26 protein-coding genes are annotated in these 26,615 nt (G+C 71.9%); 15 read left to right on the forward strand and 11 right to left on the reverse strand.

Features of this window, described 5'->3' with window-relative positions:
• Window positions 1–136 precede the first annotated feature (136 nt).
• Genes QMG39_RS14165 through QMG39_RS14205 form a run of 9 tightly spaced genes read left to right on the forward strand, consistent with a single transcriptional unit; the run spans window position 137 to window position 8,761 of the window.
• Complete coding sequence (locus QMG39_RS14165; protein WP_281886083.1) at window positions 137–1,273, forward strand: oxygenase MpaB family protein; 1,137 nt, start codon at window positions 137–139, stop codon at window positions 1,271–1,273.
• 46 nt (window positions 1,274–1,319) lie between these two features.
• Window positions 1,320–1,616: a hypothetical protein gene (locus QMG39_RS14170; RefSeq protein WP_281886085.1), complete on the forward strand. Its 297-nt coding sequence runs from the start codon at window positions 1,320–1,322 to the stop codon at window positions 1,614–1,616.
• Window positions 1,617–1,645: 29 nt separating this feature from the next.
• Window positions 1,646–3,067 carry an aldehyde dehydrogenase family protein gene (locus tag QMG39_RS14175; protein WP_281886087.1) on the forward strand — a complete coding sequence of 474 codons (1,422 nt, stop codon included), beginning with the start codon at window positions 1,646–1,648 and terminating at the stop codon, window positions 3,065–3,067.
• A 45-nt stretch (window positions 3,068–3,112) separates the two neighbouring features.
• On the forward strand, window positions 3,113–4,516 hold the full coding sequence (locus QMG39_RS14180) for an aldehyde dehydrogenase family protein (RefSeq protein ID WP_281886090.1): 1,404 nt from the start codon (window positions 3,113–3,115) through the stop codon (window positions 4,514–4,516).
• A gap of 51 nt (window positions 4,517–4,567) precedes the next feature.
• Window positions 4,568–5,842 (forward strand): cytochrome P450, encoded by a 1,275-nt coding sequence (locus QMG39_RS14185; protein ID WP_281886092.1) that lies wholly within the window; start codon window positions 4,568–4,570, stop codon window positions 5,840–5,842.
• Between the two features lie 24 nt (window positions 5,843–5,866).
• On the forward strand, window positions 5,867–6,073 hold the full coding sequence (locus tag QMG39_RS14190) for a ferredoxin (RefSeq protein WP_281886094.1): 207 nt from the start codon (window positions 5,867–5,869) through the stop codon (window positions 6,071–6,073).
• Window positions 6,073–7,287 (forward strand): NAD(P)/FAD-dependent oxidoreductase, encoded by a 1,215-nt coding sequence (locus QMG39_RS14195; protein ID WP_281886096.1) that lies wholly within the window; start codon window positions 6,073–6,075, stop codon window positions 7,285–7,287. Before QMG39_RS14190 ends, QMG39_RS14195 begins: the two co-directional genes overlap by 1 nt.
• 2 nt (window positions 7,288–7,289) lie before the next feature.
• Entirely contained in the window at window positions 7,290–8,384 is a 1,095-nt protein-coding gene (locus QMG39_RS14200; protein ID WP_281886098.1) for an NAD(P)-dependent alcohol dehydrogenase, read from the forward strand.
• Entirely contained in the window at window positions 8,381–8,761 is a 381-nt protein-coding gene (locus tag QMG39_RS14205; protein ID WP_281886100.1) for an HtaA domain-containing protein, read from the forward strand. The genes QMG39_RS14200 and QMG39_RS14205 overlap by 4 nt, the downstream gene beginning before the upstream one ends.
• Here the strand turns inward: QMG39_RS14205 and QMG39_RS14210 are convergent.
• Window positions 8,758–9,576, reverse strand: a complete 819-nt coding sequence (locus QMG39_RS14210; RefSeq protein ID WP_309298782.1) for a TetR/AcrR family transcriptional regulator — start codon at window positions 9,574–9,576, stop codon at window positions 8,758–8,760. The genes QMG39_RS14205 and QMG39_RS14210 overlap by 4 nt on opposite strands.
• 158 nt (window positions 9,577–9,734) lie before the next feature.
• Between QMG39_RS14210 and QMG39_RS14215 the strand changes: the two genes are divergently transcribed.
• The 5 genes from QMG39_RS14215 (at window position 9,735) to QMG39_RS14235 (ending at window position 14,681) form a co-directional block, all read left to right on the forward strand.
• Complete coding sequence (locus QMG39_RS14215) at window positions 9,735–10,247, forward strand: hypothetical protein (RefSeq protein ID WP_281886102.1); 513 nt, start codon at window positions 9,735–9,737, stop codon at window positions 10,245–10,247.
• A 14-nt stretch (window positions 10,248–10,261) separates the two neighbouring features.
• On the forward strand, window positions 10,262–10,756 hold the full coding sequence (locus QMG39_RS14220; protein ID WP_281886104.1) for an HtaA domain-containing protein: 495 nt from the start codon (window positions 10,262–10,264) through the stop codon (window positions 10,754–10,756).
• A 70-nt stretch (window positions 10,757–10,826) separates the two neighbouring features.
• Window positions 10,827–12,035 (forward strand): cytochrome P450, encoded by a 1,209-nt coding sequence (locus tag QMG39_RS14225; RefSeq protein WP_281886106.1) that lies wholly within the window; start codon window positions 10,827–10,829, stop codon window positions 12,033–12,035.
• Window positions 12,020–13,078 (forward strand): zinc-dependent alcohol dehydrogenase, encoded by a 1,059-nt coding sequence (locus QMG39_RS14230; protein ID WP_281886108.1) that lies wholly within the window; start codon window positions 12,020–12,022, stop codon window positions 13,076–13,078. The genes QMG39_RS14225 and QMG39_RS14230 overlap by 16 nt, the downstream gene beginning before the upstream one ends.
• A 130-nt stretch (window positions 13,079–13,208) precedes the next feature.
• The gene (locus QMG39_RS14235; RefSeq protein WP_281886110.1) at window positions 13,209–14,681 is read left to right on the forward strand and encodes an MFS transporter; all 1,473 of its coding nucleotides are present in this window, start codon (window positions 13,209–13,211) and stop codon (window positions 14,679–14,681) included.
• Window positions 14,682–14,867: 186 nt separating this feature from the next.
• Here QMG39_RS14235 and QMG39_RS14240 read toward each other — a convergent pair whose 3' ends face one another.
• The 10 genes from QMG39_RS14240 to QMG39_RS14285 form a co-directional block, all read right to left on the reverse strand.
• Window positions 14,868–15,110 carry an acyl carrier protein gene (locus QMG39_RS14240; protein WP_281886112.1) on the reverse strand — a complete coding sequence of 81 codons (243 nt, stop codon included), beginning with the start codon at window positions 15,108–15,110 and terminating at the stop codon, window positions 14,868–14,870.
• Entirely contained in the window at window positions 15,107–16,501 is a 1,395-nt protein-coding gene (locus QMG39_RS14245) for a dihydrolipoamide acetyltransferase family protein (protein WP_281886114.1), read from the reverse strand. Before QMG39_RS14245 ends, QMG39_RS14240 begins: the two co-directional genes overlap by 4 nt.
• Window positions 16,494–17,474: an alpha-ketoacid dehydrogenase subunit beta gene (locus QMG39_RS14250; RefSeq protein WP_281886116.1), complete on the reverse strand. Its 981-nt coding sequence runs from the start codon at window positions 17,472–17,474 to the stop codon at window positions 16,494–16,496. Before QMG39_RS14250 ends, QMG39_RS14245 begins: the two co-directional genes overlap by 8 nt.
• On the reverse strand, window positions 17,471–18,472 hold the full coding sequence (gene pdhA / locus QMG39_RS14255; protein ID WP_281886118.1) for a pyruvate dehydrogenase (acetyl-transferring) E1 component subunit alpha: 1,002 nt from the start codon (window positions 18,470–18,472) through the stop codon (window positions 17,471–17,473). The genes QMG39_RS14250 and pdhA overlap by 4 nt, the downstream gene beginning before the upstream one ends.
• A complete protein-coding gene (acsA, locus tag QMG39_RS14260; RefSeq protein ID WP_281886120.1) occupies window positions 18,469–20,271 on the reverse strand; it encodes an acetate--CoA ligase in 1,803 nt (600 codons plus the stop codon). The genes pdhA and acsA overlap by 4 nt, the downstream gene beginning before the upstream one ends.
• 4 nt (window positions 20,272–20,275) lie before the next feature.
• Window positions 20,276–21,586, reverse strand: coding sequence for an erythromycin esterase family protein (locus QMG39_RS14265; protein ID WP_281886122.1), 1,311 nt, complete (start codon window positions 21,584–21,586; stop codon window positions 20,276–20,278).
• On the reverse strand, window positions 21,583–22,914 hold the full coding sequence (locus QMG39_RS14270) for a phosphoribosyltransferase family protein (protein ID WP_281886124.1): 1,332 nt from the start codon (window positions 22,912–22,914) through the stop codon (window positions 21,583–21,585). The genes QMG39_RS14265 and QMG39_RS14270 overlap by 4 nt, the downstream gene beginning before the upstream one ends.
• Before the next feature lie 6 nt (window positions 22,915–22,920).
• Entirely contained in the window at window positions 22,921–23,367 is a 447-nt protein-coding gene (locus QMG39_RS14275) for a putative universal stress family protein (protein ID WP_281886126.1), read from the reverse strand.
• A 21-nt stretch (window positions 23,368–23,388) separates the two neighbouring features.
• Complete coding sequence (locus QMG39_RS14280) at window positions 23,389–23,826, reverse strand: universal stress protein (RefSeq protein WP_281886128.1); 438 nt, start codon at window positions 23,824–23,826, stop codon at window positions 23,389–23,391.
• 80 nt (window positions 23,827–23,906) lie between these two features.
• Window positions 23,907–24,725: a universal stress protein gene (locus QMG39_RS14285; protein ID WP_281886130.1), complete on the reverse strand. Its 819-nt coding sequence runs from the start codon at window positions 24,723–24,725 to the stop codon at window positions 23,907–23,909.
• Between the two features lie 165 nt (window positions 24,726–24,890).
• On the opposite strand from QMG39_RS14285, the gene QMG39_RS14290 reads away from it, so the two are divergent.
• Window positions 24,891–26,609 carry a sensor histidine kinase gene (locus QMG39_RS14290; protein WP_281886132.1) on the forward strand — a complete coding sequence of 573 codons (1,719 nt, stop codon included), beginning with the start codon at window positions 24,891–24,893 and terminating at the stop codon, window positions 26,607–26,609.
• The last annotated feature ends 6 nt before the right edge of the window (window positions 26,610–26,615 follow it).

Here is a 26,615-nt window from a genome sequence, read left to right on the forward strand (position 1 = left end):
CACGGCCCCCGGTGGTCCCATCCGGCCTTCAGGCGGTTGCGATCTGCACGGGCCGACGACACGATGCACAAAACCGGACAGTGTCCTGTTATTCTCTTTCCAGAATTGCCGGCACGGTCCGATCCAACGAAGGAGCATGACCATGGGAACCATCTACGACATCACCGAGACGCACGAGGAGCCGGCGCCGAAGCCGATCACCGACGCGGACGTCCAGGGTGACGAGCGACGCTGGCGGCGGGGCTACGTCCCGGTCGCGGCGGGCGAGACCACGAAGGCCGACGGCACCCCGGACTACGGCGTGTTCGGCCCCGACACCGTGGTGTGGGAGGTCTTCACCCACCCGGCGATGGTGATCTTCCATCACGCGGCGCAGAAGCTCGCGCAGGACGTCTACCTGCCGATCCAGGCCGCCGTACGCGACTACGAGCCGCTGAACAAGAAGGCCCGTGCGGGCGTCTTCACCCTCTTCGACGCGATGGAGCGCGTGACCCGCGGCGCCGGCATGCACGTGCCGCTGTGGCTCGGCGACACCGCGACCGCCGAGCACATGGCGTCGTGGCTGCACAAGATCCACACGCCGCTGAAGGGCGACGTCATCGACTCCGGCCGGCCGGAGCTGGGCGGATACGACGCGGTCAGCACGCGCGAGACGCTGTGGGCGACGTACACCGAGATGCATCCGATGCTCTGCGCCTACGAGGCGTTCGCCTGGAACGGCTGGCGCGCCCCCAAACGCCTGCCGGCCTGGAAGCGCGACAAGTTCATGGACGAGTCGGCGAACTACGCGATCCTGCACGGCGCGGACCCCGACGAGGTGCCGCACTCGATGGCCGAGCTCGACGCGCTCTACGCGAAGTACGCCGAGTTCTTCGCGCACAGCGAGACGGTGCAGAACCAGCTCGACACGGGCGAGAGCATCCTCGACGTCTCCGCCCGCGTCGGCAAGAAGAACTGGGACAAGACGCAGAGCAAGGCGCTCAAGGTCATCTTCGTCGCGATCCTCGGCATGGAGCTGCCGATGCTCGGCGCACTGCCCCGCCCGTACCGGCTCGCCCACGGGCTGAGCCCCGCGAAGGCGACGTGGGCGGCGATCGTCGCCAAGCTCTTCGTGCCCGTCGCCTGGTTCATGCAGCGCCCCCGGTTCGAGCGCAAGTGGATCCGCACCCTCTGGGGTCCGGACGGCCAGCGGCTCATCGACAGCGCCCGCAAGGTCCGCGCGGAGTACCTCGCCGCCCACCCCGAGACGCTCAAGTCCCCGCAGCACGCCTGACCATTCCCACCGCACACCGAAACACCAACAGAAAGCAGAGACGACGATGTCCACGCAGATCGGCACCTGGAACCTGACCGTCAAGGCCCCGACCGGGCCGCAGCAGTTCGCCCTCCGCCTCGAGGAGGGCCCCAAGGGCTACGTGCTCGACGGGCCCGACGGCGACGTCGAGATCCCCGTCATCGCCTTCGACGGCGACGACGGCGTCACCTTCGAGAACGACACCGACAAGCCGATGAAGCTCCACATGTCGTGGAACCTCCTCGTCGAGGGCGACGAGATGAGCGGCACCGTGAAGCCCGGCGTCTTCCCCGCGCAGAAGGTCACGGGAACCCGCGCCTGAGCGCGGGCCCGGACAGGGGAGGACCGAACATGGTCGACACCACGGTCGCGACCGCATCCACCGCCTCGGCGACGGATGCCGGGGCAACCATCGCCGAGCAGGTCGCGGTGGTCAGAGCCGGCTTCGACTCCGGCATCACCCGCCCGCTCGAGTGGCGACGCGAGCAGCTCGAGGCGATGAGGCGGATGCTCGTCGAGAACGGCCCCGCCATCGAGCAGGCCGTGCTGGCCGACCTGGGCAAGCCGCCGGTCGAGGGCTACATGACCGAGATCGGCTCGGTGAAGACCGAGATCGCACTGACGCTGAAGCACCTCGCGAAGTGGACGAAGCGGCGGAAGATCCCCTTCGTGCCGACCGTCATGTCGAACGGGTTCATCCAGCGGGAGCCCCTGGGCACGGTGCTGGTGATCGCGCCCTGGAACTACCCCGTCCACCTCCTGCTGATGCCGGTGGTCGGCGCGCTCGCGGCGGGCGACGCCGTGGTCATGAAGCCGAGCGAGGTCGCCCCCGCCACGAGCGCCGTGCTCGAGGAGCTCGTGCCGAAGTACCTCGACACGCGTGCGATCACGATCATCGGCGGCGGCATCCCGGAGACCACCGAGCTGCTCTCGCTGCCGTGGGACCACGTCTTCTACACGGGCAACGGCACCGTCGGCCGCATCGTGCTGCGGGCGGCCGCGGAGCACCTCACTCCGGTGACCCTGGAGCTCGGGGGCAAGTCGCCGGTGTGGGTCGACCCGTCGGCAGACATCGCCGAGACGGCCAACTGGCTGGCGTGGGGAAAGTTCCTGAACACCGGGCAGACCTGCGTCGCGCCCGACTACGTGCTGACGACGCCGGAGGTGCAGCCGAAGCTCATCGCCGTGCTGCGCGAGGAGATCGCCGCACTGTACGGGGACGACCCGCGACGGAGCCCCGACTACGGGCGCATCGTCAACGAACGGCACGCGAACCGCCTCGCCGGCCTCATCGCGGGCTCGAACGCGGCGATCGGCGGCGAGGTCGACCCCGGCAGCCGCTACGTCGCGCCGACCGTGCTCCAGGACGTCGGCGCCGGCGACCCGGCGATGCAGGAGGAGATCTTCGGTCCGATCCTGCCGATCGTCCCGGTCGCGGACGTCGATGCGGCGATCGCGCACGTCAACGCGGGCGACAAGCCGCTCGCGATGTACCTGTACTCGGGTGACGACGCGCCGATCGAGGCGTTCCTGGCCAGGACCTCGTCCGGGTCCGTGGCGATCAACGCCAACCTCATCCAGAACGGCATCTCGACGCTGCCGTTCGGCGGCGTGGGTGCCAGCGGCATGGGCGCCTACCACGGCGAGGAGAGCGTGCGCGTGTTCAGCCACGACCGCTCGGTCGTCCGCAAGGTGACCTGGCTGCCGAACCTCGTGAAGTTCAGCCACCCGCCGTTCACGCCCAAGAAGGAGAAGCAGCTGCGCAGCGCGTAGCCGCTTCAGGCCACCGATGGAAGCCACGTCGAGGAAGACGATGCGATGACCACAGAACTCATGAGCCAGCCCACCGGGGCGTCGTCGGCGATCGCCGATCGCGTCGCCAGGGTGCGCGCCGGATTCGCCTCCGGCATCACCCGCCCGCTCGAGTGGCGGCGACGCCAGCTCGACGCGGTGGAGCGGATGCTCCGCGAGCACCACGACGAGCTCGAGCAGGCGATCTTCGCCGACCTCGGCAAGCCGCCCGTCGAGGGCTACATGACCGAGCTCGGCCCCGTGCTGACCGAGATCGGGATCATGCGCAAGCACCTCGCGAAGTGGACGAGGCGTCGGAAGGTGCCCTTCATCCCGTTCCTCTGGTCGAAGGGCTTCATCCAGCGCGAGCCGCTCGGCACCGTCCTCATCATCGCCCCGTGGAACTACCCGGTCGACCTGCTGTTCATGCCGGCGGTCGGGGCGATCGCCGCGGGCGACGCCGTCGTGCTGAAGCCCAGCGAGCTCGCGCCGGCGACCTCGGCCGTGCTCGCCGAGCTGGTGCCCCGGTACCTCGACCCGCGAGCGATCGCGGTGGTCGAGGGCGGAGTCCCCGAGACCACCGAACTCCTCGCCATGAAGTGGGACCACGTCTTCTACACGGGCAACGGCGTGGTGGGACGCATCGTCATGGAGGCCGCGTCGAAGCACCTCACCCCGGTCACCCTCGAACTGGGCGGCAAGTCGCCGGTCTGGGTCGATCCGTCGGCGAACCTCGAGGACACGGCGAACTGGCTCACCTGGGGCAAGTTCCTGAACACCGGCCAGACCTGCGTCGCCCCGGACTACGTCATGACGACCCCTGAGGTGCAGCCGAGGCTCATCGCGGCGCTCACGGCCGAGATCGAGCGGTTCTACGGCGCTGATCCGCGTCGCAGCCCCGACTACGGCCGCATCGTCAACCGCCGACACACCGATCGACTCGCCGGCCTGATCGCCGGGGCCGACGTCGCGCTCGGCGGGGAGGTCGAGCCGGAGGAGCGGTACGTGGCCCCGACGATCCTCCGGGACGTGGCCGCGACCGACCCGGTGATGCAGCAGGAGATCTTCGGGCCCGTGCTGCCGATCGTGCCCGTCGCCGGGGTCGACGAGGCCATCGAGCAGGTCAACGCGGGCGACAAGCCGCTCGCCATGTACGTCTTCTCCGAGGCGGATGCCCCGGTCGAGGCGTTCCTCGAGCGCACCTCCTCGGGCTCGGTCGCGATCAACGCGTCGATGATCCAGCTGGGCGTGGACTCGCTGCCGTTCGGCGGCGTCGGCGCCTCGGGGATGGGCTCGTACCACGGCGAGAAGACGATCGAGATCTTCAGCCACAACCGTTCGGTGCTCCGCAAGGCGAAGGGACCGAACTTCGTGAAGCTCACCGAGCCGCCCTACACGCCGAAGGTGGTGAAGCGGCTGCGCAGCGTGTAGCCGCCGCTCCCACCGACACCGACGACCGACCCCGAACGAAAGACGAACACCATGCCAGTCGGACTCTTCCAGCACCACCACCCGACCACCACCGACGTCGACATCTCGTCGCTGTCCTTCTGGTCGAAGACCTTCCAGGAGCGCGACGAGTCGTTCCGGCGACTCCGCACGGAGGCGCCCGTCAGTTGGCACCGCCCGATGGAGGACCTCGACCTCACACCGGAGGACCACGAGCAGGCCGGCTTCTGGGCGGTCGTCCGCGCCGAGGACATCACCTACGTGAGCCAGCACCACGAGCTGTTCTCGTCGGCGAAGGGGCACACGATGCTGCACCCGTCGCGCCCGGAGATGAGCGTCGCCGCCGCCTTCCTCGACCAGGATCCGCCGGAGCACACGGCCTACCGCAAGGTCATGAGCTCGTACTTCACGCCGAAGGCCATCGCGCGCCTCAGCGAGAAGATCGAGGCCAGGGCCGCGCAGATCGTCGACCGGGTGGTGGGTGCGGGCGACATCGAGTTCGTCGAGGAGGTCTCCTCGCGTCTCCCGATGCTCACCGTCGCCGACCTGCTCGGCGTGCCGGAGGAGTACATGGAGGCGTTCCGCCAGAACGGCGACAAGCTCCTCGCCCTGCAGGACCCGGATGCGGGGGAGACCGAGGAGGAGCGGATGGCCGTCGTCGGCGAGGCGTTCGGCTTCTATGCGATGCTCGGCACCGAGATGGCCCAGGAGCGCGAGAAGCGCCCCACGGACGACATCATGACGGCGCTCGTGCAGGCCGAGGTGAACGGGCGCAGGCTCGACATCAGCGACATCACGATGGTCATGCTGCTGCTCTCGACCGCGGGCAACGACACCACGAAGCAGACCACGACGTGGTCGGTCATGCAGCTCGCGCAGCACCCCGAGCAGCGTGCATGGCTGCTCGAGGACTACGACGCGCGCATCAGCGGCGCGGTCGAGGAGATGGTGCGCTGGGCGAGCCCGGTGATCCAGTTCGCCCGCACCGCGACGCAGGACATCGAGTTCGGCGGCCAGCAGATCCTCGAGGGCGACAAGGTCGGCATCTTCTACTGCTCGGGCAACCGCGACGACCGGCTGTTCGACGACCCGTGGAAGTTCGACCTGTCGCGTCCGCGCAACCCGCACCTCGGGTTCGGCGGCGGCGGCGTGCACTACTGCCTCGGCAACGGCGTCGCCAAGGCGCAGCTGCGCGCCCTCATGCGGAACATCCTCACCAAGCTGCCGGACATCGAGCTCGGCGAGCCCACGTACCTCGTCAACGACTTCATCAACGGGGTCAAGACGCTTCCCGTGACCATCCGCTGATTCGCAACGAGAAAGGCGAACACCATGACTGCATTCCGCATCGAGGTCGACCGCGACCGGTGCACCGGCATCGGCATCTGCGAGTCGATGCGCGACGACCGCTTCGAGGTGGGCGACGACGGCACGCTCGTCGTCCACGACGACTCCGTCGCCGAGGCCGAGAAGGCCGAGTTCGAGAACATCGTCCTCTCCTGCCCGGCGTCCGCGCTGAGGCTCGTTCCGGCGAGCTGATGACGCGCCTCGTCGTGGTCGGCGCCTCGCTCGCCGGCCTGCGCGCCGTCGAGGCGGCGCGCCGCACCGGGTTCGAGGGCGAGATCGTCCTCGTCGGGCGCGAGCCCGCGCTCCCGTACGACCGTCCGCCGCTGTCGAAGCGGTACCTGGTCGGCGAAGCCGAGGTCGACTTCTACAAGACGGAGGAGGAGATCCGGGACGGCCTCGGCGTCGATCTCCGGCTCGGCGTCGCCGCGACCGGACTGCGTCCGGGCGACCATGTGCTGGAGACGGATGCCGGTGAGCTGGCCTACGACCGGCTCATCCTGGCGACCGGCGCGTCCCCGCGCATGCTGCCGGGAGTACCGGACCTCGACGGCATCGTGACCCTTCGGAACCTGGAGGACTCCGACGACCTGCGGCGGCGCATCCGGCCGGGTTCGCACGTCATCGTGCTCGGTGCAGGGTTCATCGGGTCCGAGATCGCATCGACGGCGCGCAAGCTCGGCGCGCACGCGACGGTCGTCGAGGGTGCTCCCGTGCCGCTCGTCCGCGCGGTCGGCGACGTGGTCGGCGCGGCCCTGGCCGAACTCCATCCCCGGGCGGGCACGCCGCTCCGGCTCTCGACGACGATCTCGGCGTTCCACGGCATCGACGGACGCCTCGCCTCGGTCGAGCTGTCGACGGGCGAGACGATTCCCGCCGACGTGGTCGTCATCGGCATCGGCGCGAGCCCCGCCACGAGCTGGCTGGACGGATCCGGCATCGTGCTCGACGAGCGCGACGGCGGCGTCCGCTGCGATGCGACGTTGCGCACCTCGCTGCCCGATGTCTGGGCGGCGGGGGACATCGTGCACTGGCCGAACGCCGTCTACGGCCGCACCATGCGGCTGGAGAACTGGACGAACGCCTCGGACCAGGGCATGCGCGCCGGCGCCAACGCAGCAGACCCGGATCGTGCGCTGCCCTTCGAGACGGTGCCGTACTTCTGGTCCGACTGGTACGAGCGGAGGATCCAGTTCGTCGGCATCGCCGCGGGTGAGGTCGAGTACGTCAGCGGTGCGCCCGGCGATGACCGCTTCGTCGCCGTCTTCATCGACGACGACCGGGTGGTCGGCGCGGCCACCCTCGACGAGCCGCGCAAGATCATGAAGCTCCGCGGCCTCATCTCCCGGCGCGCGGGCCGCGCCGCCGTCCTCGATCTCGTCCAGCCCCAACTCGTCACGAAGGAGTGACCATGCCCACCACGACCACCACCGCCGCCGTCCTCCGCGACCCGGAAGCGCCGTTCTCCGTCGAGGAGGTGACGCTCGCCGAACTCGGCCCGACCGACGTGCTGGTGCGGCTCGCGGGAGTCGGCTTCTGTCACACCGACGCCGTCGCTCGCGGCATGGCCTCGTACGTGCTGCCCGCGATCCTCGGCCACGAGGGCGCCGGCACGGTCGAGGCGATCGGCGCCGAGGTCGACCGCGTGCAGGTCGGCGATCCGGTCGTCCTCTCGTTCGCCTCGTGCGGCGCCTGCGCGCAGTGCCTGGCGGGTACGCCGTCGTACTGCGTGCTGTTCACCGCGCTCAACATGTCGGCGCGGAACATGGACGGCACCACGTCCGCGACCGACGCGGACGGCGCGGAGGTCGCCAACCGCTGGTTCGGGCAGTCCTCGTTCGCCGCCCACTCGATCGTCGACCAGCGCAACGTCGTCGTGGTCGATGCGGATGTCGACCTCGCCGCCGCCGCCCCGCTCGGCTGCGGCATCCAGACCGGGGCCGGCACCGTGCTCCGGGCGATGGGCGTGCAGCCGGGCCAGTCGATCGTCGTCTTCGGTGCGGGCGCGGTCGGCCTCGCCGCCGTCCTCGCCGCGAAGCTCGCGGGCGCCGGTGACATCGTCGCAGTCGACCTGCACGAGTCGCGGCTCGACCTCGCGCTCGAGCTCGGCGCCACGCGGGTGGTGCGCGGCGACGACCGACGGCTCGTCGACAAGATCGTCGGCGACGGGACCGGGCTCGACTTCGCGCTCGACACGACCGGCGTCGGCGCCGTCATGGAGGCGGCGATCGAGTCGGTCGGGCCGGGCGGCCAGGTCGTGCTCGTCGCCGCGAGCGAGGCCGGGTTGGCCGTCCATCCCACCCAGCTCACCGGCAAGACGATCTCGTACGTGCTCGAGGGCGCCGCCGACCCCCAGGAGTTCATCCCGTACCTGATCGGGCAGTGGCGGGCGGGCGACTTCCCGTTCGATCGGCTCATCACGACCTATCCGTTCGCCGAGATCGACCGTGCGGAACAGGATGCCCACGCGGGCACCGCGATCAAGCCGGTCCTGGTCCTCCCATGACGGGTGCACTGGTCTGGGGCGTCAAGTCGTCCTTCGTCGAGTACGTCGAGGCGCTCGGCGAGGTGGAGGTCATCGCCCCGGCCGCGCGTGACGGCGACGGCCGGTTCCGCTTCCCGGCCGTCGGCGCGGGGGGCGGCTACGCGGGAGCCGTCGCCTTCCGCGCCCACCACGGCGCGATGGACGTGGTCCTGCGCGATCCGCGGCTCGACGGCCGAGGGCTCAGCATGGAGGTCGACGATCACGGGCATCCCCAGTCGCGCATGGTCATCGCGCACGTCGACGAGGAACGGGCGGCACTGGCGGCATCCGGAGCCGTGATCTTCGACTTCCGGTACCCGCCCGGCACCGAGTTGGCACCGGTCCTGGTCGAGTCCTAGCCGGAGGTCACCGCGGCGGTCGCCAGGCCGTCGATCGCCTCCGACCCCAGATCCAGGAGGGCGCAGACGGCGAGCAGCCGGAACCGCGCCTCGCGCGGCGTGATGAGCCCGGCTCCCGACCGCGACGAGACCTGGTCGGCGACCTCGACGATGAGGTCGAGCAGGGGGATCTGCTCGGCGGCGAACGGCCCGGCGTCCTCGATGAGGTGCCGGAGGAAGCCGTCGCGCAGCTGCTCGATGACGCCTCGGGTCTCCCGGCCCGCGGTGTACCCGGCGCGTCGCACCGCGTCGAAGAAGAGCGGTTCGGCGAGCTCGCGCCGGAAGTTCTCGAGGAGCCATCCGGCGGCGCGCTCGGAGGCCGGTCCGTCCCGGAACGTCGGGCGGGACGGATCCGACGCGAGCTCGCGCCGCCGGTGGACGGCCACCGCCAGGATCAGCCACTGCTTGGACGGGAAGTAGCGGTACACGGTCGACAGCGCGACATCCGCACGGGTCGACAGCTCCTTCATCTGGAGTGCCTCGTCGCCGCCGGACTCGAGCATCGCCCTTGCCGCCACGACGAGGCGGTCGTAGCGACGGTGCTGGGCGGGGGTCGTCGGCTGCGATGCCGAGGGGAATCGATCCCCGAGCCGTTGGGGACTCGAGATGCTCACGTCGCCATCATGCCAAACCCGCGCTTGCGATGGGCGCGTCCGCGCCGCCGCGCGTCGGGCGAGCGTACCAGAGCGCCGTCTCGCATTCAGCGTACACCCCTGCTTCTGCGCTGATCCGGCGCATTCGAGAACCAGAATCGATTCCGAAAAAATACTTGACACCGTCCGGTTTTGCTTCCTACTCTCGTCTCATCGGGCATCGGCGCCCGGGCGTTCGGCACCAGCGCAACGGGGAATCGACCCCGACGCGAACGGTGTCCGCGCACGGCCCGCTGCGCCGATCGAGACCTGATCCGATCCGCAGCAAGGGAGCGCGCGAGATGAACGAAGTCCTCGACCTGACCGGCTTCGAAGGCAAGTGGGCCATCGACCTCGAACGCTCGCAGGTCCGCGACCCGGAGACCGGCGAGTGGGTCCCGGAGTGGCTCAAGGACCAGGACATCGAGATGCGCCACGACGGCGACGTCCAGACGTACCGCGGCGTCGTCAAGCCCGCCGACGACCTCACGATGTACCTCGGCTACACCTGCGCGTTCAGCCAGTCCGACTGGGTTCCCTACGCGGTCGTCGACATCGACGGACCCGCGGACCACCCGCTCCTGCAGCCGAACGCCACGCTGAAGGCCGGCACCACGCTCGGCGAGCCCATCGCCTGGGTCAAGCAGGTGTACGTCGACGAGCGCACCCACTACCGCATCAGCCGCAACCTCGACGGCACGCCGCAGTACGTGATGCTCCGCCGGCTGCTGGACGACGGCTCCGTGCTCTCGACGGTCGTCGACCCCGACGGCGTCCCGACCATCCGCAAGTACTTCACCCGGATCGCCGACTGACCCCGGGGCCGGAGATGATCGGAACCCAGGTGACGGATGCGGCGTCGCACGCCCGCGCAGTCGAGGTCGACGCGTTCGCGGTGTGGTCGGTCAAGTCCTCCTTCCGCCGATACGTGGCGTCGCTCGCGGACGGCGTCTGCGCCGTCTCGGACGACGTCCGGGTGCTCGACCCGCACGGGTTCCTGCTGCGCGGGCGGTTCCACGGAACCCGCGCCGCGTTCACCTGGACCGCTCCGAGCTCCGTGCGGTTCGAGGGTCACGGCGGTCTCCTCGCCGTCGAGCTGCGCGCGCTCCGCCTGGAGGTCGGTCCCGACTCGGGCGCGCTGTCCGTCGCGGCCGCGGACGGCGGTCCGGGCCGCATCCCGTTCGCGCACGCGGCGATCGGGGCTCGGTCCGGTGCGACGTTCCGCATCGACCTCGCGCTGACGGCCGGAGGAGCGGGGCTCTTCGCCGACAACTACCCGGTCGGAGCCCCGCTGGATCCGATGCACCTGATGGTCGAACCCTGATGGCCGCATCTCCCACGCCGCCGCCGGCCGCACGACACCCCCAACCCACGAACGAGAACGGACGAGCGACATGACCGCACACAAGCTGGAGACCAAGCAGAACCTCGTGAACTGGTCGGAGGCCCAGGACGCCTACGCGGCCCTGCGCGAGACGGCTGACGTCGTACGGGTCGAGTTCCCCTTCGGTGGCGAGGGCTGGATGACGACCACCTACGACATGGTGCGCGAGATGTACAACGATCCGAACTACAGCATCGAGATCCAGAGCTCCGGCAGGGAGTACCCGCGCATGCGGTACGTCGAGACCGACAACAGCCGCAACCCGTCGTTCATGCAGTACGACGGCGCGAAGCACCAGGCCAAGCGCGCGGTGCTCACCAAGTACCTGACGATCAAGCGGGTGAACGCGCTGCGCGAGAGCACCCAGCAGATCATCGAGGAGACCCTCGACGAGCTCGAGGCGCTCGGCAGTCCGGTCGACTTCACCGTGCACTTCGCCAAGCGCGTGCCGCTGCGCGTGCTGTGCGCCCTGCTCGGCATGCCGACGATCACCGACCAGGCCTTCATCGACGCGTGCTACAAGATCGTCGACTCGCGAGTGGAGAACCCGGCGGAGCTGATGGCCGCGTACGGCATCATCGTCCCCTTCTTCAACGAGCTCTACGAGGAGAAGTCGAAGCACCCCGGCGACGATCTGATGAGCGCGATGATCCAGGACAAGAACGACGGGCTCTGGAGCGAGGACGAACTGCGCAACCTCGGCACCACGTTGCTGCTCGCGGCGCACGACGCGACCGGCGTCATGCTGAACGGCCAGCTCGAGTGGCTGTCGCACGAACCGGAGCTCTACGCCAGGCTCCGCGCAGAGCCGGAATCCTTCCCGAGGGCGTTCGAGGAGCTGCTGCGACTCGTGAGCGTCGGAACGAGCGCACCTCGAGGGCGCGTCGCCCTCGAGGACGCCGAGCTGGGCGGTGTCGCGATCGCAGCGGGGGAGGCGATCGCGGGCAACCTGCTCGCGGCGAACACCGATCCCGCGGTCTTCCCGGACCCGATGGTCTTCGACATGGACCGGCCCGTGACCAAGCCGCACGTCGCGTTCGGCTCGGGTCCGCACGCCTGCCCGGGCATGCACCTCGCTCGCATGGAGATCACGCTCGCGCTCCAGGAGATCCTCCGCCGGTACGAGACGTTCGAGAACGTCGAGCCGCACGACGACTGGCGCTCGCGGCGCCTGTGCAAGAGCGCGCCCGAGGTCGTCGTCGCGTGGAAGCGCGCCTGATGGCGCTCGAGGAGACCGCGTACGTCATCACCGGGCGACGTGAGCTCTCGCGCGTGCCGGGCACCTCGCCCGAGCAGGAGGTCCTGCCGGGGCACGTCCTCGTCGGCCTGCGCGCCACCGGCATCTGCGGCTCGGACATCGACGGGTACCACCTCGGCATCGTCCTCAGCCCCACGTTGTCGGGGCACGAGTGGGTCGGGGTGATCGAGCGGGTCGCGTCCGACGTCACCGGGTTCACGCCGGGAGACCGGGTGGTGCGGGCCGCGCTCCCGGCGTGCGGGGCGTGCGACCTGTGCCGTCACGGCTCGTACGACCTGTGCGCGCGCACGTCGCTGTCGACCTCGCCGACGGCGCCCGCGCACGGTGCCTACGCGCGATACATCCAGGTGCCCGCCGCATTCGTCACCGCGCTCCCCGACGAGGTGTCCGACGCGGCGGGCGCGCTCATCGAGCCCGCCACGGTCGCCGTGCACGCGCTGCGGCGAGTGCGGCCGGACCTCGGCGACACGGTCGTCGTCTCCGGGGCGGGAGTCGTCGGCCTCGCGGCGGTGCAGCTCGCCGCCCGTCTCGGCGCGACCGACGTGATCGTCGTCGACCCGACGCCGGAGCGCCGTGACATCGCCGTCGAGCTCGGTGCCGCGCACGCGTTCGCCCCGGACGATCCCGCACTCCGCGAGGCGGTGCTCGCCGCGTCGGACGGCCGCGGCGCCGACATCGTCTACGAGTGCGCGGGCAAGCTCGCGGCGATCGAGCAGGGCACGTCGCTGCTGCGCACGGGCGGCCGCCTGATGCTCGTCGGCATCCCGTTCACGCCGGTGCAGCTCGCGCTCACCGGATGGCTCGCGAAGCAGATCGACGTCAGCACGTCGCTCGCGCACACGCGCGAGGAGTTCCTCCTGACGATCAGGCTCATGCAGCGCGGCTGGATCCGCACCGCCCCGATCACGTTCGACACGCACCCGCTGTCGGAGATCGAGCAGGTGTTCGCGGACCTGGAGAAGGGCGCTCCGGCCATCAAGACGGTGTTCGACACGACACGGTGACGCGTGCGCGTCGCGCGACGCGCACCGCACCGTCCACGATTCTCGGGCGGATGCCCGCGAGACCGGACCGATGCCGATCGGCCCGGGCCACACACAATGCGTCAACGGAGTCGCGAGAGGCGGATGGGCCATGGTGGATTCAATCGGGACGAAACGAGGAAGAGGAAGCACCGGCGTACTGGTCGCGGTGCTGCTCCTGGTCGAGGCGGCCGGCATCTTCGAGCACACGATGGTGCTCGGCGCGTTCCCGTTCTTCTCCGAGCACTTCGGCGTCGATCTCGCGGCCGTGTCGTGGGTGCTGACCACGTTCGTACTGGTGGGTGCGGCGTCCGCGATCGTGGCCGGGCGGCTCGGCGACATGTACGGCCGCAAGCGGGTGCTGATCGTGCTCCTCGCCATCTCGCTCGTGGGTTCGCTGCTCACGATCGCGTTCGGCACCTTCGAAGCCCTGCTCGCGGGCAGGGCGCTGCAGGGCACGAGCGCGGGCATCATCCCGCTGCTCATCGGGATCACCCGCGAGGCGCTGCCCAAGGAGCGCGTGCCGGTGACCGTCGCGCTGCTGACCGCCACGGCGACCATCACCGCCGGCATCGGCATCCTGGTCGCGGGCATCTTCGTCGACGCCGGCCTCTGGCTCGGGATGTTCGTCACCGCGGCGGCCCTGTGCGGGGTGTGCATCCTCCTCACGATCGTCGTCATCCCGCGGTCGCGCTCCACGAAGTCGGGGTCGCGTATCGACTGGCTCGGCGCGGTCCTGTTCGCGCCGGCGATCGGCGCGGTGCTGCTCGGCCTCACCGCGCTGCGCGGCACGGGGTTCGGCTCGCCGTCGGTCTGGCTGCCGATCGGCCTCGGGCTCGTCGTGCTCGCGGCGTGGGTCGCGTGGGAACTGCGGGTGACCGACCCGCTCGTGAACCTCAGGCTCATCGCCACGCCGTCGATGCGCCGGATGATGGGGGTGATCCTGATCGCGGGCGTGGCTCCGCTCTCGGCGATCACCATCCTCGGACCGGTCGTCATCCTGTCACCGGCGGAGTTCTCCGTCGGCGTGGGGCTCACCGCGACCACGTACGGCATCGTCTCGCTCGCGTCGTCCGCGGTCACCTTCGCCCTGACGCCGCTCGCCGGCATCCTCGCCCGTCGTCGCGGTGCGGCGGCCTCCATGGTGGTCGGCCTGTCGATGTTCCTCCTCGTCTACGTCGCGCTGGCCCTTCCCATGGGTCACGGGTCGGCTCCCGTCGCGATCGCGATCATGATGGTCGGCACCGTGGCCAACGCGTTCGTCATCTCGTCGATCTACAACCTCATCGTCGAGGTCGTTCCCGCCGAGGCGACGAGCGAGTACACCGGCGTCGGCCAGGTGGCCCGGAACACGTCGATCGCCGTCGGCACGGCCGTGACGGCGACCATCCTCTCGCTCTCGACGGAGCCCGGCACGTCGGTGCCGACCGAAGCGTCATGGACCTGGATGTCGATCTACGTCATCGCCGTCACCGTGGCCGCGCTCGCGTTGTCGGTGTCGATCCTGGTCAGGCGCCGGCGAAGCGGCGTCGTGCCGGCCGATGCGGACTCCCCGGAGTCCGTGGAGGCGCCCGCCGTAGGGTAGGCCGGGCGCGGGGGAGCCGAAGGATCGGTGCCGACGCAGAGATGGTCGCCACGGTTCCCCCGCCGTGGCGACCCGGCCAGGCGAGCGAAGCCGGGACGCCTGGACCCGGTCTCCACTGTGCCGCACGGGGCACCCGCGACGAGGGTCGAAGGTCCCTCAACTTCTCCGCGCCGGTCGCGGCGGGGCTCACCCGCGCGCGGCGACGTGGTCGATGAGCTGCTGCACCGTGACGAGCCCCGGGTAGTCGTCCTCGCGCGTGTCTACGCCGGTGGACTCGGTGAGGATCTCCAGCAGGCGCAGGAAGTCGAGCGAGTCGAGCTCGAGGTCCTGTCGCAGGCGCGATCCCGTGTCGATCGTCCCGGTGTCGACGTCGGGCGCGACCTCGTCGATGGCGGCGAGCACGGCGGCGCGTGCATCCGATGCGTTCACAGTTCCTCCGGTTCCTGCAGCAGTTCGTCGATGCGGGCGAGCAGGCGGCTGCCGGCCAGCCCGTCGCTCACGCGGTGGTCGGCCGACAGGGTGGCGACGACGGTGGGGCGGACGCCGATGAGGCCGTCGCGGGCGACGGGACGCTCGACGACGCGGCCGAACCCGATGAGCGCCACCTGCGGCGGGTGGATCACGCCGAAGATCGTCTCCACGCCGAGGTCGCCGAGGTTCGTCACGGTGATCGTCGGGTCGGCCATCTCGGCGCGCCGCAGCCGCCCGCCGCGGGCGCGCGCGACGAGGTCGCGCAGGCGCTCCATCAGCTCGTCGACCGACAGCGCGTCGGCGTCGTGGATCGCGGGGGCCACGAGTCCGCCGCCCCGGAGGGCGACCGCCACCCCGAGGTGCACCGCCGTGCTCGGACGGTACTCGCCGTCCACGTAGAACCCGTTGACGTCCGGCACCTGCTTCGCGGCGCGCGCCGCGGCCGCCAGCAGCAGCGCGGTCGGCACGAGCCGGGCGCTCACCGGGCGTCCCTCGTTGGCCTGCCGCATCCACTCCGTCGCGGCGCCGAGGTCGATCGTCGTGCTCAGGTAGTAGTGCGGGATCTCGCGCTTGGAACGGGCCATCAGCGCGCCGACGGCACGGTGCAGCTCGGCGAGGCGTTCCGCGGGCGTCGTGGGTTCGGCCGACGGGGCGGGGGCGGATGCCTCGGGCTCAGGTTCGGCACCGCTGGGGGAGGTCGGGGCGGATGCCTCGGGCGCGCGCTCCGACGCGGTCGGGGCCGAGCCGGCGGCATCCGCTCGCCTGACGTCCTCGGCGGTGACGGCACCGCCCGGTCCGGTGCCCTCGATCGCCGCCGGGTCGAGGCCGAGGTGCTCCGCCATCCGTCGCGCCCGTGGCGAGGACCGCACGCGCCGGGCCTCCTCGTGCGGCACGGGTGCGGGGGGAACCGGCGGGACCGGTTCGGTGTCGGATGCCTCATGGGGCGCGCCCGCTCGGGCCGCCGCCTTCACGTCGGCACGGGTGATCGCCCCGTCCTTCCCGGTGCCGCCGACCTCGCTCAGGTCGACGTGCAGCTCGTGCGCGAGCCGCCGCACCGGCGGGGTCGCGTGCAGCTCGGGCGGGTGCGCGCCCGCGACCGGGGCCACGTCGGCCGGGGTTCCCGTGATGCGCGCGATGGGAGTGCCGACCGGCACGGTCTCGCCGACGTCGACGAGGAACTCCGCGACCACGCCCTCCTGGAACGTCTCGATCTCCATCACGGTCTTCTCGGTGTCGACCTCGGCGATGAGGTCGCCCCGGTGCACGTAGTCGCCCGGCGCGACGAGCCACTCGGTCACCTTGCCGTGCTCCATGTCGGCACCGAGCGACGGCATCAGGAACTCACCCACCTGCGCCCACCACCTCGCGTGCGGCCGCCACGACGCGTTCGGCCGACGGCAGTGCGGCCTGCTCGAGGTGCCGGGCGTAGGGCACCGGCACCTCGGCGCTGCAGACCCGCGCCACCGGCGCGTCGAGCTCGTAGAACGCCGACTCGGTGATGCGCGCGCTGATCTCCGCGGAGATGCTGCCGCTGCGCCATCCCTCGTCGACCACGACGGCACGGTGCGTGTGCGCGACGGTCGCGAGGATCGCCTCGTCGTCGAGCGGGCGCAGCGTGCGCAGGTCGAGCACCTCCGCCTCGATGCCGTCGCCGGCGAGCGTCTCGGCGGCCTCGAGGGCGGTCGGCAGCGTGCCGCCGTAGGTGAGGATCGAGACGTCCGAGCCCGGGCGGCGCACTGCGGCGTGCGTGATGTCGACGGCGCCGGCGTCGTCGGCGAGTTCGCCGGCCGCGTTGTACAGCGAGCCGTGCTCGAAGATCAGCACCGGGTCAGGGTCCTCCAGCGCCGGCTGCAGCATGCCGCGGGCGTCCTCCAGCGTCGCGGGGGCGAGCACGCGCAGGCCCGGGATGTGCGCCAGCCAGCCCTCGAGGCTGTGCGAGTGCTGCGCGGCGAGCTGACGCCCGCCGCCGGTCGTCATGCGGATCACGACGGGCACGTTGAACTGCCCGCCCGACATGTGCAGCAGCGTCGCCGCCGAGTTCACGATCTGGTCGAGCGCGAGCAGGCTGAAGTTGACGGTCATGATCTCGACGATGGGCCGCATGCCGCCGAGGGCGGCGCCGATCCCCGCGCCGACGAAGCCCGCCTCCGACAGCGGCGTGTCGCGGATCCGCTCCGGCCCGAACTCCTCGAGCAGTCCGAGGCTCACCGCGAACCCGCCGCCGTAGCGCCCGACGTCCTCGCCCATCAGGAAGACGCGCTCGTCGCGCCGGAGCGCCTCGGCGATCGAGGCCCGGATCGCCTCGCGGTAGGTCGTCTTCACGGGGTCCTCCCTTCGCTCGTGACGAATCGGAGGAGGTCGTCGACGGGCTCCAGAGTGCCCGCCTCGGCGAACGCCGCCGCGGCCCGCACCTCCTCGTCCACCTCGGCCTCGAGCGACGCCCACGCGTCCGCGTCGAGTTCCCCCGCGGTCTCGAGGGCGGTGCGCAGCAGGGCGATCGGGTCGCGCTCCATCCACCGCTCGACCTCGTCCTTCGAGCGATACCGCTCGGGGTCGAACATCGAGTGGGCGCGGAACCGGTAGGTCCGCAGCTCGAGGAAGTGCGGGCCCCCGCCCGCACGCACGGCGTCGATCGCGCGCCGCGCGGCCTCCGCGGTGGCGAGCACGTCCATGCCGTCGACCGCCCAGGCGGACACGGCGTACGCCGACGCCTTGAGCGCGAGGTCGGTCTGCGACTCGGAGCGGTCGAGCGCGGTGCCCATGGCGTACAGGTTGTTCTCGCAGCAGAACAGCACCGGCAGGTCCCAGAGGGCGGCCAGGTTCATGCTCTCGTGGAACTCGCCCTCGGCCATCGCGCCCTCGCCGAAGAAGCAGACGGTCACGCGGTCGCGCCCCGACATGCGGTCGGCGAGCGCCAGCCCGACGGCGAGGGGGAGGCCGCCCGCCACGATGGCGTTGCCGCCGTAGAACCGGGTCGCGGCGTCGAACAGGTGCATCGAGCCGCCGCGCCCGCGGCAGCATCCCTCGACCCGGCCGTACATCTCTGCCATGACCCGCTCGGCGGGCACCCCGCGGAGCAGGGCGTGCCCGTGCTCGCGATAGGTGGCGACGACGGCGTCGTCGGGCTCCAGCACCGACATGACGCCCGCAGCGACCGCCTCCTCGCCGATGTACACGTGCATGAACCCGCGGATCAGGGTCGCACTGTAGGCCTGTACGCAGGCCTCCTCGAACCGGCGGACCCGGAGCATCTGGCGCAGCAAGTGCCGCGCGACCTCCGGGTCGTGCGCGGCGGCCGTGGCCATCTCCTCGGCGCTCATCGGCCCGACTCCAGGGTCGAGGTGTCGCCCTCGGGCAGCCCCAGTTCGCGTGCCTTGAGCAGCCGCCGCAGGATCTTCCCGCTCCGGGTCTTCGGCAGCGCGTCGACGAACTCGATCCGCCGTGGTGCCACTGCCGCGCCCAGCCGGCGTCGCGCGAACCCGACCAGCTCACGACGGAGGGCATCGGATGCCTCGACGCCGGCCGCCGGCTCGACGAACGCCGTGACCAGCTCACCCGCGACCTCGTCGGGCAGGCCGATGACCGCCGCCTCCGCGACGGCGTCGTGCTCCAGCAGTGCGCTCTCGACCTCGAACGGGCCGATGAGGTGGCCGGACGACTTGATCACGTCGTCGCCGCGACCCACGAACCAGAAGTACCCGTCGGCGTCCCGGCGCACGAGGTCGCCCGTCAGGTACCAGCCGCCGGCGAAGCACCGGTGATAGCGCTCCTCCTCGTCGAGGTAGCCGCGGAACATCGACGGCCATCCCGCGCGCAGCGCGAGTTCGCCGACCTCGCCGTCGTCGAGGAGCGCGACGGACCCGTCGTGCTCGACGGGCGCGCCCTCGTCGTCGCGGGCGACCACGGCGGCCTCGATCCCGGGGAGAGGGCGGCCCATCGATCCGGGCCGGATGTCCATCGCCGGGTAGTTCGAGATCATGATCCCGCCGGTCTCGGTCTGCCACCAGTTGTCGTGCACCGGCAGGTCGAACGCCTCCAGTCCCCAGGCCACGACCTCGGGGTTGAGGGGCTCGCCGACGCTCGCGATGTAGCGCAGCGCGGAGAGGTCGTGGGCCCTCGCCCGCTCCGCTCCCGCGCGCATGAGCATGCGCAGGGCGGTGGGCGCCGTGTACCAGACCGTCACCCGCTGCGCGGCGAGGATCCGGTACCAGCGCTCCGGGTCCATCTCCTCCTGGTCGACCACGACCGTGACGCCCTGCACGAGGGGCGCGATGATGCCGTACGAGGTGCCCGTCACCCACCCGGGGTCGGCGGTGCACCAGAAGACGTCGTCCGGGTGCAGGTCGAGTGCCAGCCGGCCGGTGGCGGAGTGCGCGGTGACCGCGTCGTGCACGTGCACCGCGCCCTTCGGGCGACCGGTGGTGCCGCTGGTGAAGTGCAGCAGGGCCATGTCCTCGGGCCCGGTGGGGGCGATCGTGACGGGTCCTCGTACCCCCGCCAGGACGTCGGCGAGGTCGAGCGTGCCGGGCTCCGGCGCACCGTCGGCATCCACGAGGAGCACATGGCGCAGCTCGGGAAGGGCGTCCCGTTGCGCCGCGATGCGCTTGCGGTAGAGGGTTCGCGTCGTGATGAGCACCGCGCCGCCGCCGATCGACATGCGCTGCCGGATCGGATCCGGCCCGAACGCGGCGAACAGGGGACAGTACACGGCCCCGTGCTTCAGGGTGCCGAGGGCCGCGACGTAGAGCTCCGGCACGCGGCCGAGGAGCGAGAAGACGCGCTCGCCGCGACGTACGCCCAGTGCCGCGAGGAGCCCGGCGAAGCGATCGGTCTCCGCGGTCAGGTCCGCGTAGGTGAGCGCATGGACGGTCCCGTCGTCGCGCACGAACCGGAGGGCGTCGCGGGCGGCCAGGGGACCGGCCGCGTGGCGGTCGACCGCCTCGAACGCGATGTTCACGCCGCCTCCGGGCAGTCCCGCCAGGCGACGGCGCTCGTCGTCCCAGCTGAAGTCGGCGCGGGCGCGGTCGTAGTCGAGGAGGTTCGGGGCGACCGCGAGCCGCCCGAGGTCCTTGGCGATCACGGGCCACTGGGTGGGCGTGGGGGTCGATGTCGTCGTCATGCGATCACAGTCCCGTCGGTTCGGTCTCGAGTTCGGGTTCGGTCGGCCGCTGCTCGCGGTGCAGCGGCGTCAGCGCGCGCGTGCGCTCGCACCAGACGAGGGCGTCGTAGCGTTCGCCCATGACGGTGGCGACGAAGTTGCCGGCGTCCCGCTCCGGGGCGTAGACCACGCCGATCGCGCGATGGCCGAGCACAGCCCCGAGCCACGGGCCGGAGCGGTACCGGCCGAAGGTCACGACCGACGGCTGGCCGAGCGCGGTGTGCAGGAGCCACTCGTGCGAGTTCGCGGGCGGCTCGGGCACCACCATCACGTCGTCGGTCGCGCCCCATGCGTCGGCGGCGACGACGGTGCCGTCGTACCCGGCGAATCCGACGAGGTACACGTCGCCTCCGGCGTGACGCCGGCGGAGCAGCTCGCCCAGGTTCCACATCCCGCCGCGGGACATCTCGGTCGCCCGGGCATCGCCGACGTGGGTGTTGTGCGCCCAGACGAGGCCGCCGGGCTCCAGGCCGCGCCGGGCGCGCTCCTGCACGATGCGGTCGACGGTGTCGGTCATGTGCAGGTCGCGGAGGTTCCACGACTCCCGGTCGCCGCGCACCATCGCGCGGTAGTAGCGCTCCGCCGCCGCAACGACCTCGGCGTTCTGGAGCACCGCGAAGGCGTCGTCCGGGTCGTCCTCCCGATGCGCCTCCTCCCGGACGGCCACCAGCAGGTCGACGACCTCGTCCTCGCAGTCCTCGGGCACCAGCCGGGTGCTCCAGGCGTAGCGCTGCGGATCGTTCTCGTACGGCAGGAAGCACTTCCACGCCACGAGTGCCGCGGGCAGCGCGTCGGGCCGGCGCTCGCGCAGCCACTCCATGATCTCGGCGAGCGATTCCCAGAGCGAGTACACGTCGAGTCCGAGGAATCCGACCCGTTCCTCGATCGGGCGGCCCGCATTCCACCTGCGGAGCCAGTCGAGGAAGTCCGCCACCTCGCGGTTCGCCCACATCCAGGTGGGCCACCGCTCGAACCCGGCGAGCACCTCCGCCGCCGAGCCGATCCGGTCGTCGGCGCCGAGCAGCCACCGGTTGATCCGCCAGCAGTCGGGCCAGTCGCCCTCGACGCCGATCCAGCCGATTCCCCGGCCCTCGATGAGGCGTCGGCTGATCTCCGCCCGCCAGGCGTAGAAGTCATGGGTCCCGTGCGAGGCCTCGCCGAGCGCGACGATCCGCGCGCGGCTCGCCTCGGCCACGATGCCGTCCAGATCCACCTCGGCGGCGAGCGGATGCGCGAGGGAGCGGATCTGCGCGATGGCGTCGTTGATCTCGTTCATGGTGCTCCCGGGCCCGGCGCGTCGGGTCGGACCGCCGCGAGGTGCCGGACGAACCAGTCGCGCGCGAGCATCGCGACCTCGGCCAGGGCACCGGGCTCCTCGAACAGGTGCGTCGCGTCGGGCACCACGACCATGCGGCAGCGGTCGCCCAACGCCTGCCGAGCGGCCTGGTTGAACTGCAGCGTCGGGGCGTCGGCGCCGCCGACCACCAGGAGGACGGGGCAGTCGACGTCGGCGAGGCGCGCGCCCGCGAGGTCGGGCCTCCCGCCCCGGGAGACGACGGCCAGCACCGGGCAGTCGGGCTCGGCCGCGGCCCACAGTGCCGCGCCCGCGCCCGTGCTCGCACCGAAGAGCCCGATCGGGAGCGCCCGGGTCCACCCGTGCCCGCCGACCCACGTCACGGCATCGACGAGCCGGCTTCCGAGGAGCGGGATGTCGAAGACGTTCTCGCGGTGCTCCTCCTCGGAGACCGAGAGCAGGTCGAGCACGAGCGTGGCGAAGCCGGCGCGCTGGAGGGTCTGCGCGACCACGCGGTTCCGCGGGCTGTGGCGGGAGCTGCCGCTGCCGTGCGCGAACACGACCGCGCCGACGGCGTCCTCGGGAGCCGCGAGGATGCCGCGGAGACCGCCGGTCGCCGTGGTGACGGTCACGTCCGCGGAGCGGATGCCGACCATCCGACGCCACGACTCGCCTGCGGCGCGGCGGCGCGCGTCGTCGAGGAGCAGCACGACCTCCTCCTCCGAGACGGGGGAGAAGTCGCGGTAGGCCTGTCCGACGGCGTGGAAGTCCGCGGGAGTCTCGGCGACGACGACCTCGTCGGCCGACGGAACCCGTGAGGCGGCGTCCCGCGGCCCGACGGGTGCGGCGAGCACGACGCGCGCGGCACCTCGGGCGCGAGCCGCTCGGCACGCGGCCTCGGCGGTCGAGCCGGTGGCCAGTCCGTCGTCGACGACGATGGCGGTGCGGCCCGCGAGGGACTCGGCCGCGCGCCCGCGGCGGAGCAGCGCGAGCCGGTCGTCGAGCGTGCGCCGTTCGCGCGCCTCCACCTCGGTCACGATCATCGGCGGCACGCGCAGCTGCTCGAGCAGCCGCTGGTCGATGACCCGGGCATCCCCCTCGGCGATCGCTCCCATCGCCACCTCGGGCTGCCAGGGGACCCCGAGCTTGCGCACCACGATCACGTCCAGTGGTGCCCCGAGCTCCTCGGCGACCACCGCCGACACCGGGACGCCGCCGCGCGGGAGCCCGAGCACGAGCGCGTCCGCGTGCGGTGTCCCGCCCAGGCGCGCGGCCAGTCGTGCACCCGCATCGATGCGGTCGTCGAACATCCCGTCTCACCCCCTGCCGAGACCGGCGCCGTCGATCTCCAGGACGACGGCGGGTGGGCGTTCGCCGGGAACGCCCGCGAGCGCGGCCCGCGGCCGGTCGCCGCCCAGCGAGGAGAGCCGCGTGCCCAGGCCGTCGCGGGAGGCGGGCCGCTCCGCCGACCCCACCACCAGCAGCGTGCCCGGGTCGAGGAACGACGCCAGGACCTCCTCGGCCGGGCCGTCCAGGGTCCGCACCTCGATGTTCCGCCGCGTCGAGTGCGACAGCGGCCCGATCGCGCCGTCGATCCGATCGATCGCGCCGTCGATGCGCTCGAGCGCACCCGCCGCGGGTGGTGCGTCGCCGGTGGCGTGCACCACGATGATCGGCGCGCTCCACTCGCGGCGGAGGGCCCACGAGAGGGCGAGCTGCGATGGTCCGGAGCCGTTCCAGCCGACGACGATGCGCGTGAACATGCGACGTCCTCCCTCGTGGTGTCAGGGAGCGGATGCGGCGGACTCGCCGCCGTGCAGGATCAGCACCGGGCAGTGGGCGTGCGCTGCACACGCGGCGCTGACCGAACCCAGCAGCAGGCCCGCGAAGCCGCCGTGGCCGCGGCTGCCGAGCACCAGCATGCGCGCCCGACGGCTCTCCTCGATCAGCGTTCCGGCTGCGGGCCCCGCCAGCACGGTGCGCGCGAGGTCCGGCGGGTCGTCGCCGAAGGCCTCCGCGATCGAGTCGTCGAGGATGCCCTGGGCATCCTCGTCCGGCGTCCACCCGTCGACGACGTACGCGCCCATGACCGGCGGGAACGTCCAGGTGGTCACCGCCTCCAGCGGCGCGTCGAGCGCGTCCGCGAGTCGCGCTCCGTACCGGAGCGCCTCGATCGACGGCGCGGAGCCGTCGACGCCGACGAGGATGCGTTGCCTCTCCATGTCGTCCACTCTCGCGGCGCCCGTGGACGACGGACGGGACGAAGGTCACACGCGGCGCAGCCGGGCGCGTCCGTCGCCGTTCACCCGGACGCCCCGCCGTCCGGCACGGCGGCGGCGAACGGCACGACGACGACCGGTCCGCCGAGGTTCATCAGCAGGTCCGTGCCGGTGCGTCCCAGGGGCCGGTACCCGCGCGCTCCGGGCTCCGTCGGGCGTCCCACGACCGTGAGCACGGCCGTGCCGGATCGCACGGCGAGCGCCTTCCCCGCGGGGGGACTCGAACGGCGCGACGTGACCTCCGATGCGACCCCTGCGGCGGACGCGTCCCGGAGTGCGCGCTCGACGGCCCGATCGCCGAGTGCCGGCGGGCCGTCGTCGGCCCGCAGGACGAGCAGCGGCTCGCCGAGCCGGTCGGCCTCGCGCGCCGCGAAGGCCACGGCGGCGCCCTCGCCGGCGACGCCGCCGACGCCGACCACGACGCCCGAGCGCTCGCCGCCGGACGACGTCGGGACGACCGCGACCGGGACCGGGGACATCGCCGCGAGCTGCGGCGCACGCGATCCGAGTGCGAACCCGTGGAACGATCCCGTCTTGTGCGTGCCGATGGCGACCAGGTCGTACTCGGCGGCCTCGGCCGCGAGGGTGAGCATCGGGGAGCCGACCGTCACCTCGGCCTCGACGGGGACCCCGCCGGCCCGAGCACGCGCGAAGTCGAACTCGCGTTCGACGCGCCCCGAGGCATCCGCCCGCAATTCTCCGAGCATGCGCGTGCTGATCGTGCCCCACTCGTCGTCGACGATGAGCCGCAGTACGACCGCGGCGCCGGTCGCGCGGGCGCGCTCGAGCGTCCAGACCATCGCCGCGCGGCTCGCGATCGAGCCGTCGATCCCCACCAGCATCCGCGAAGTCATGTATCGCCCCCTGCGTCGTGCGCCGGCCCGCCCGGCCGACGCTCACAGGTTCGCCCCGGAGGAGGTCGGCGCGCGGGCCGTTCGTCCCACGCATTGGGGGAGGGCCTCGACCCGGCACCGGTGGTAGCCTGCGGGCATCACCGCGGAGGTGCCATGACGGAACAGCCGCAGCTGCCGTTCGCCGACGAGCCCCGGACCGAGCTGGACCGTGCGCTGCGCGACCTGATGGCCCGGGCGGACGACGTCCTGCATGCGCAGGGTCGGCTGCGCGAACTGCTGCGTGCGACGGCGGCGGTCGTCGAGTCGGCGGAGCTGCCCGTCGTGCTCGAGCGGATCGTCGAGGCGGCCGTCGCGCTGGTCGACGCGCGCTACGGCGCGCTCGGGGTGATCGGCGCCGCGGGCGAGGGTCTGGAGGAGTTCGTGCATGCCGGCATGGACGACGACGTGGTGGCGGCGATCGGGCACCTCCCGGAGGGCAGGGGCGTCCTCGGCGCGCTCATCGACGATCCCCAGCCGATCCGGCTGGCCCACATCGAGGATCATCCCCGGTCGGTCGGATTCCCGGCCGGACACCCCCGCATGGGGGCGTTCCTGGGCGTGCCCATCCGGGTCCGCGACGAGGTCTTCGGCAACCTGTATCTCGCCGACCCGCACGTCGGGGAGTTCACGGAGGAGGACGAGCAACTGGTCCGCGCGCTCGCCTCGACCGCGGGATTCGTGATCGCGAACGCGCGGCAACTCGAGGAGTCGCGTCTCCGGCAGGAGTGGTCGGCCACCTCCGCGCAGATCGCCTCCGCCATGCTCGAGTCCACGAGAGCCGACCCGCTCCCGCTGCTGGCCGACGAGCTCATCGCCCGCACGACCGCCGACCGCGTCTGCCTCGTGCTCCCGGGCGACGAGGCGGGCACCGTTCGCATCGCCGAGGCGCGCGGCGACGGTGCCGCGGAGCTGGACGGCGCAGCACTGCCTGCGATGAGCACGATGGCGGCCCTGGTCTTCGAGGACGGGGTGACGCGCACGCGGCCGGGTGCGCGACACGACCCGACGCCGGACGCGCTCGCGATCGCGGCGCCGGATGACGGCGTCGGCTCGGCGCTGTTCCTCCCGTTGCGATCGGACGCGGCCACGTGGGGAGTGCTCGCCGTCGCCCGCCGCCCCGGCAGGCCCGCGTTCAGCGCCACCGAGGTCGACCTGGCGGACGACCTGGCCGCGCGCCTGGCGCTCGCCGTGGAGCTCGCACGCGCGCGCGAGCACCGGCAGCAGGCCCTGCTCGCGGAGGATCGGGCGCGCATCGCCCGCGACCTCCACGACCAGGTCATCCAGCAGCTCTTCGGCGCCGGGCTCGCGCTCGATGCGCTCGCCGAGTCCGGCGTCGGCGACGAGGCCTCGGCGCGCCTCCGGTCCGCCACCGCGACCCTCGACGAGAGCATCGCCCAGATCCGCGCGATCATCTTCGCCCTGACGCCGCGCGGCGAGGGCGGCGAGTCGATGCGTCACCGGGTGCTGGACATCGTGTCGGAGTACTCGTCCGGGTTCGCCGAGCCCGTCGCGGTGCGCTTCTCCGGCCCGGTCGACCTCATGGTCACGGGGGCCCTGGCCGACGACGTCGTCGCGGTGGTGCGGGAGCTGCTCGCCAACGTGGTCAAGCACGCTGCGGCCACGAGCGCCGGCCTCGAGGTGTCGGCCGGCGGGCACGAGGTGCGGGTCGTCGTGCAGGACGACGGCGTCGGGGTCGCGCCGCACGGCCGCCGGAGCGGACTCGCCAACCTCTCCGCACGGGCGGCCGCACGCGGGGGCTCCTTCGACCTCGGGTCCGAGGATGGCCGCACCCGCGCGATCTGGGCGGCCCCGCTGGCGACGGGTGACGACTGATGAGGC

The sequence above is a fragment of the Agromyces rhizosphaerae genome, from assembly GCF_027925245.1.
Classification (GTDB): Bacteria; Actinomycetota; Actinomycetes; order Actinomycetales; family Microbacteriaceae; genus Agromyces; species Agromyces rhizosphaerae.

Coding starts and splice junctions, on each gene's coding strand:
- QMG39_RS14205 (WP_281886100.1), top strand. CDS start 8,381: ATGACGGGTGCACTGGTCTGGGGCGTCAAGTCGTCCTTCGTCGAGTAC.
- QMG39_RS14290 (WP_281886132.1), top strand. CDS start 24,891: ATGACGGAACAGCCGCAGCTGCCGTTCGCCGACGAGCCCCGGACCGAG.
- QMG39_RS14225 (WP_281886106.1), top strand. CDS start 10,827: ATGACCGCACACAAGCTGGAGACCAAGCAGAACCTCGTGAACTGGTCG.
- QMG39_RS14190 (WP_281886094.1), top strand. CDS start 5,867: ATGACTGCATTCCGCATCGAGGTCGACCGCGACCGGTGCACCGGCATC.
- acsA (WP_281886120.1), bottom strand. CDS start 20,271: ATGACGACGACATCGACCCCCACGCCCACCCAGTGGCCCGTGATCGCC.
- QMG39_RS14235 (WP_281886110.1), top strand. CDS start 13,209: ATGGTGGATTCAATCGGGACGAAACGAGGAAGAGGAAGCACCGGCGTA.
- QMG39_RS14185 (WP_281886092.1), top strand. CDS start 4,568: ATGCCAGTCGGACTCTTCCAGCACCACCACCCGACCACCACCGACGTC.
- QMG39_RS14175 (WP_281886087.1), top strand. CDS start 1,646: ATGGTCGACACCACGGTCGCGACCGCATCCACCGCCTCGGCGACGGAT.
- QMG39_RS14220 (WP_281886104.1), top strand. CDS start 10,262: ATGATCGGAACCCAGGTGACGGATGCGGCGTCGCACGCCCGCGCAGTC.
- pdhA (WP_281886118.1), bottom strand. CDS start 18,472: ATGAGCGCCGAGGAGATGGCCACGGCCGCCGCGCACGACCCGGAGGTC.
- QMG39_RS14275 (WP_281886126.1), bottom strand. CDS start 23,367: ATGTTCACGCGCATCGTCGTCGGCTGGAACGGCTCCGGACCATCGCAG.
- QMG39_RS14215 (WP_281886102.1), top strand. CDS start 9,735: ATGAACGAAGTCCTCGACCTGACCGGCTTCGAAGGCAAGTGGGCCATC.
- QMG39_RS14180 (WP_281886090.1), top strand. CDS start 3,113: ATGACCACAGAACTCATGAGCCAGCCCACCGGGGCGTCGTCGGCGATC.
- QMG39_RS14165 (WP_281886083.1), top strand. CDS start 137: ATGACCATGGGAACCATCTACGACATCACCGAGACGCACGAGGAGCCG.
- QMG39_RS14195 (WP_281886096.1), top strand. CDS start 6,073: ATGACGCGCCTCGTCGTGGTCGGCGCCTCGCTCGCCGGCCTGCGCGCC.
- QMG39_RS14280 (WP_281886128.1), bottom strand. CDS start 23,826: ATGGAGAGGCAACGCATCCTCGTCGGCGTCGACGGCTCCGCGCCGTCG.
- QMG39_RS14200 (WP_281886098.1), top strand. CDS start 7,290: ATGCCCACCACGACCACCACCGCCGCCGTCCTCCGCGACCCGGAAGCG.
- QMG39_RS14285 (WP_281886130.1), bottom strand. CDS start 24,725: ATGCTGGTGGGGATCGACGGCTCGATCGCGAGCCGCGCGGCGATGGTC.
- QMG39_RS14270 (WP_281886124.1), bottom strand. CDS start 22,914: ATGTTCGACGACCGCATCGATGCGGGTGCACGACTGGCCGCGCGCCTG.
- QMG39_RS14170 (WP_281886085.1), top strand. CDS start 1,320: ATGTCCACGCAGATCGGCACCTGGAACCTGACCGTCAAGGCCCCGACC.
- QMG39_RS14265 (WP_281886122.1), bottom strand. CDS start 21,586: ATGAACGAGATCAACGACGCCATCGCGCAGATCCGCTCCCTCGCGCAT.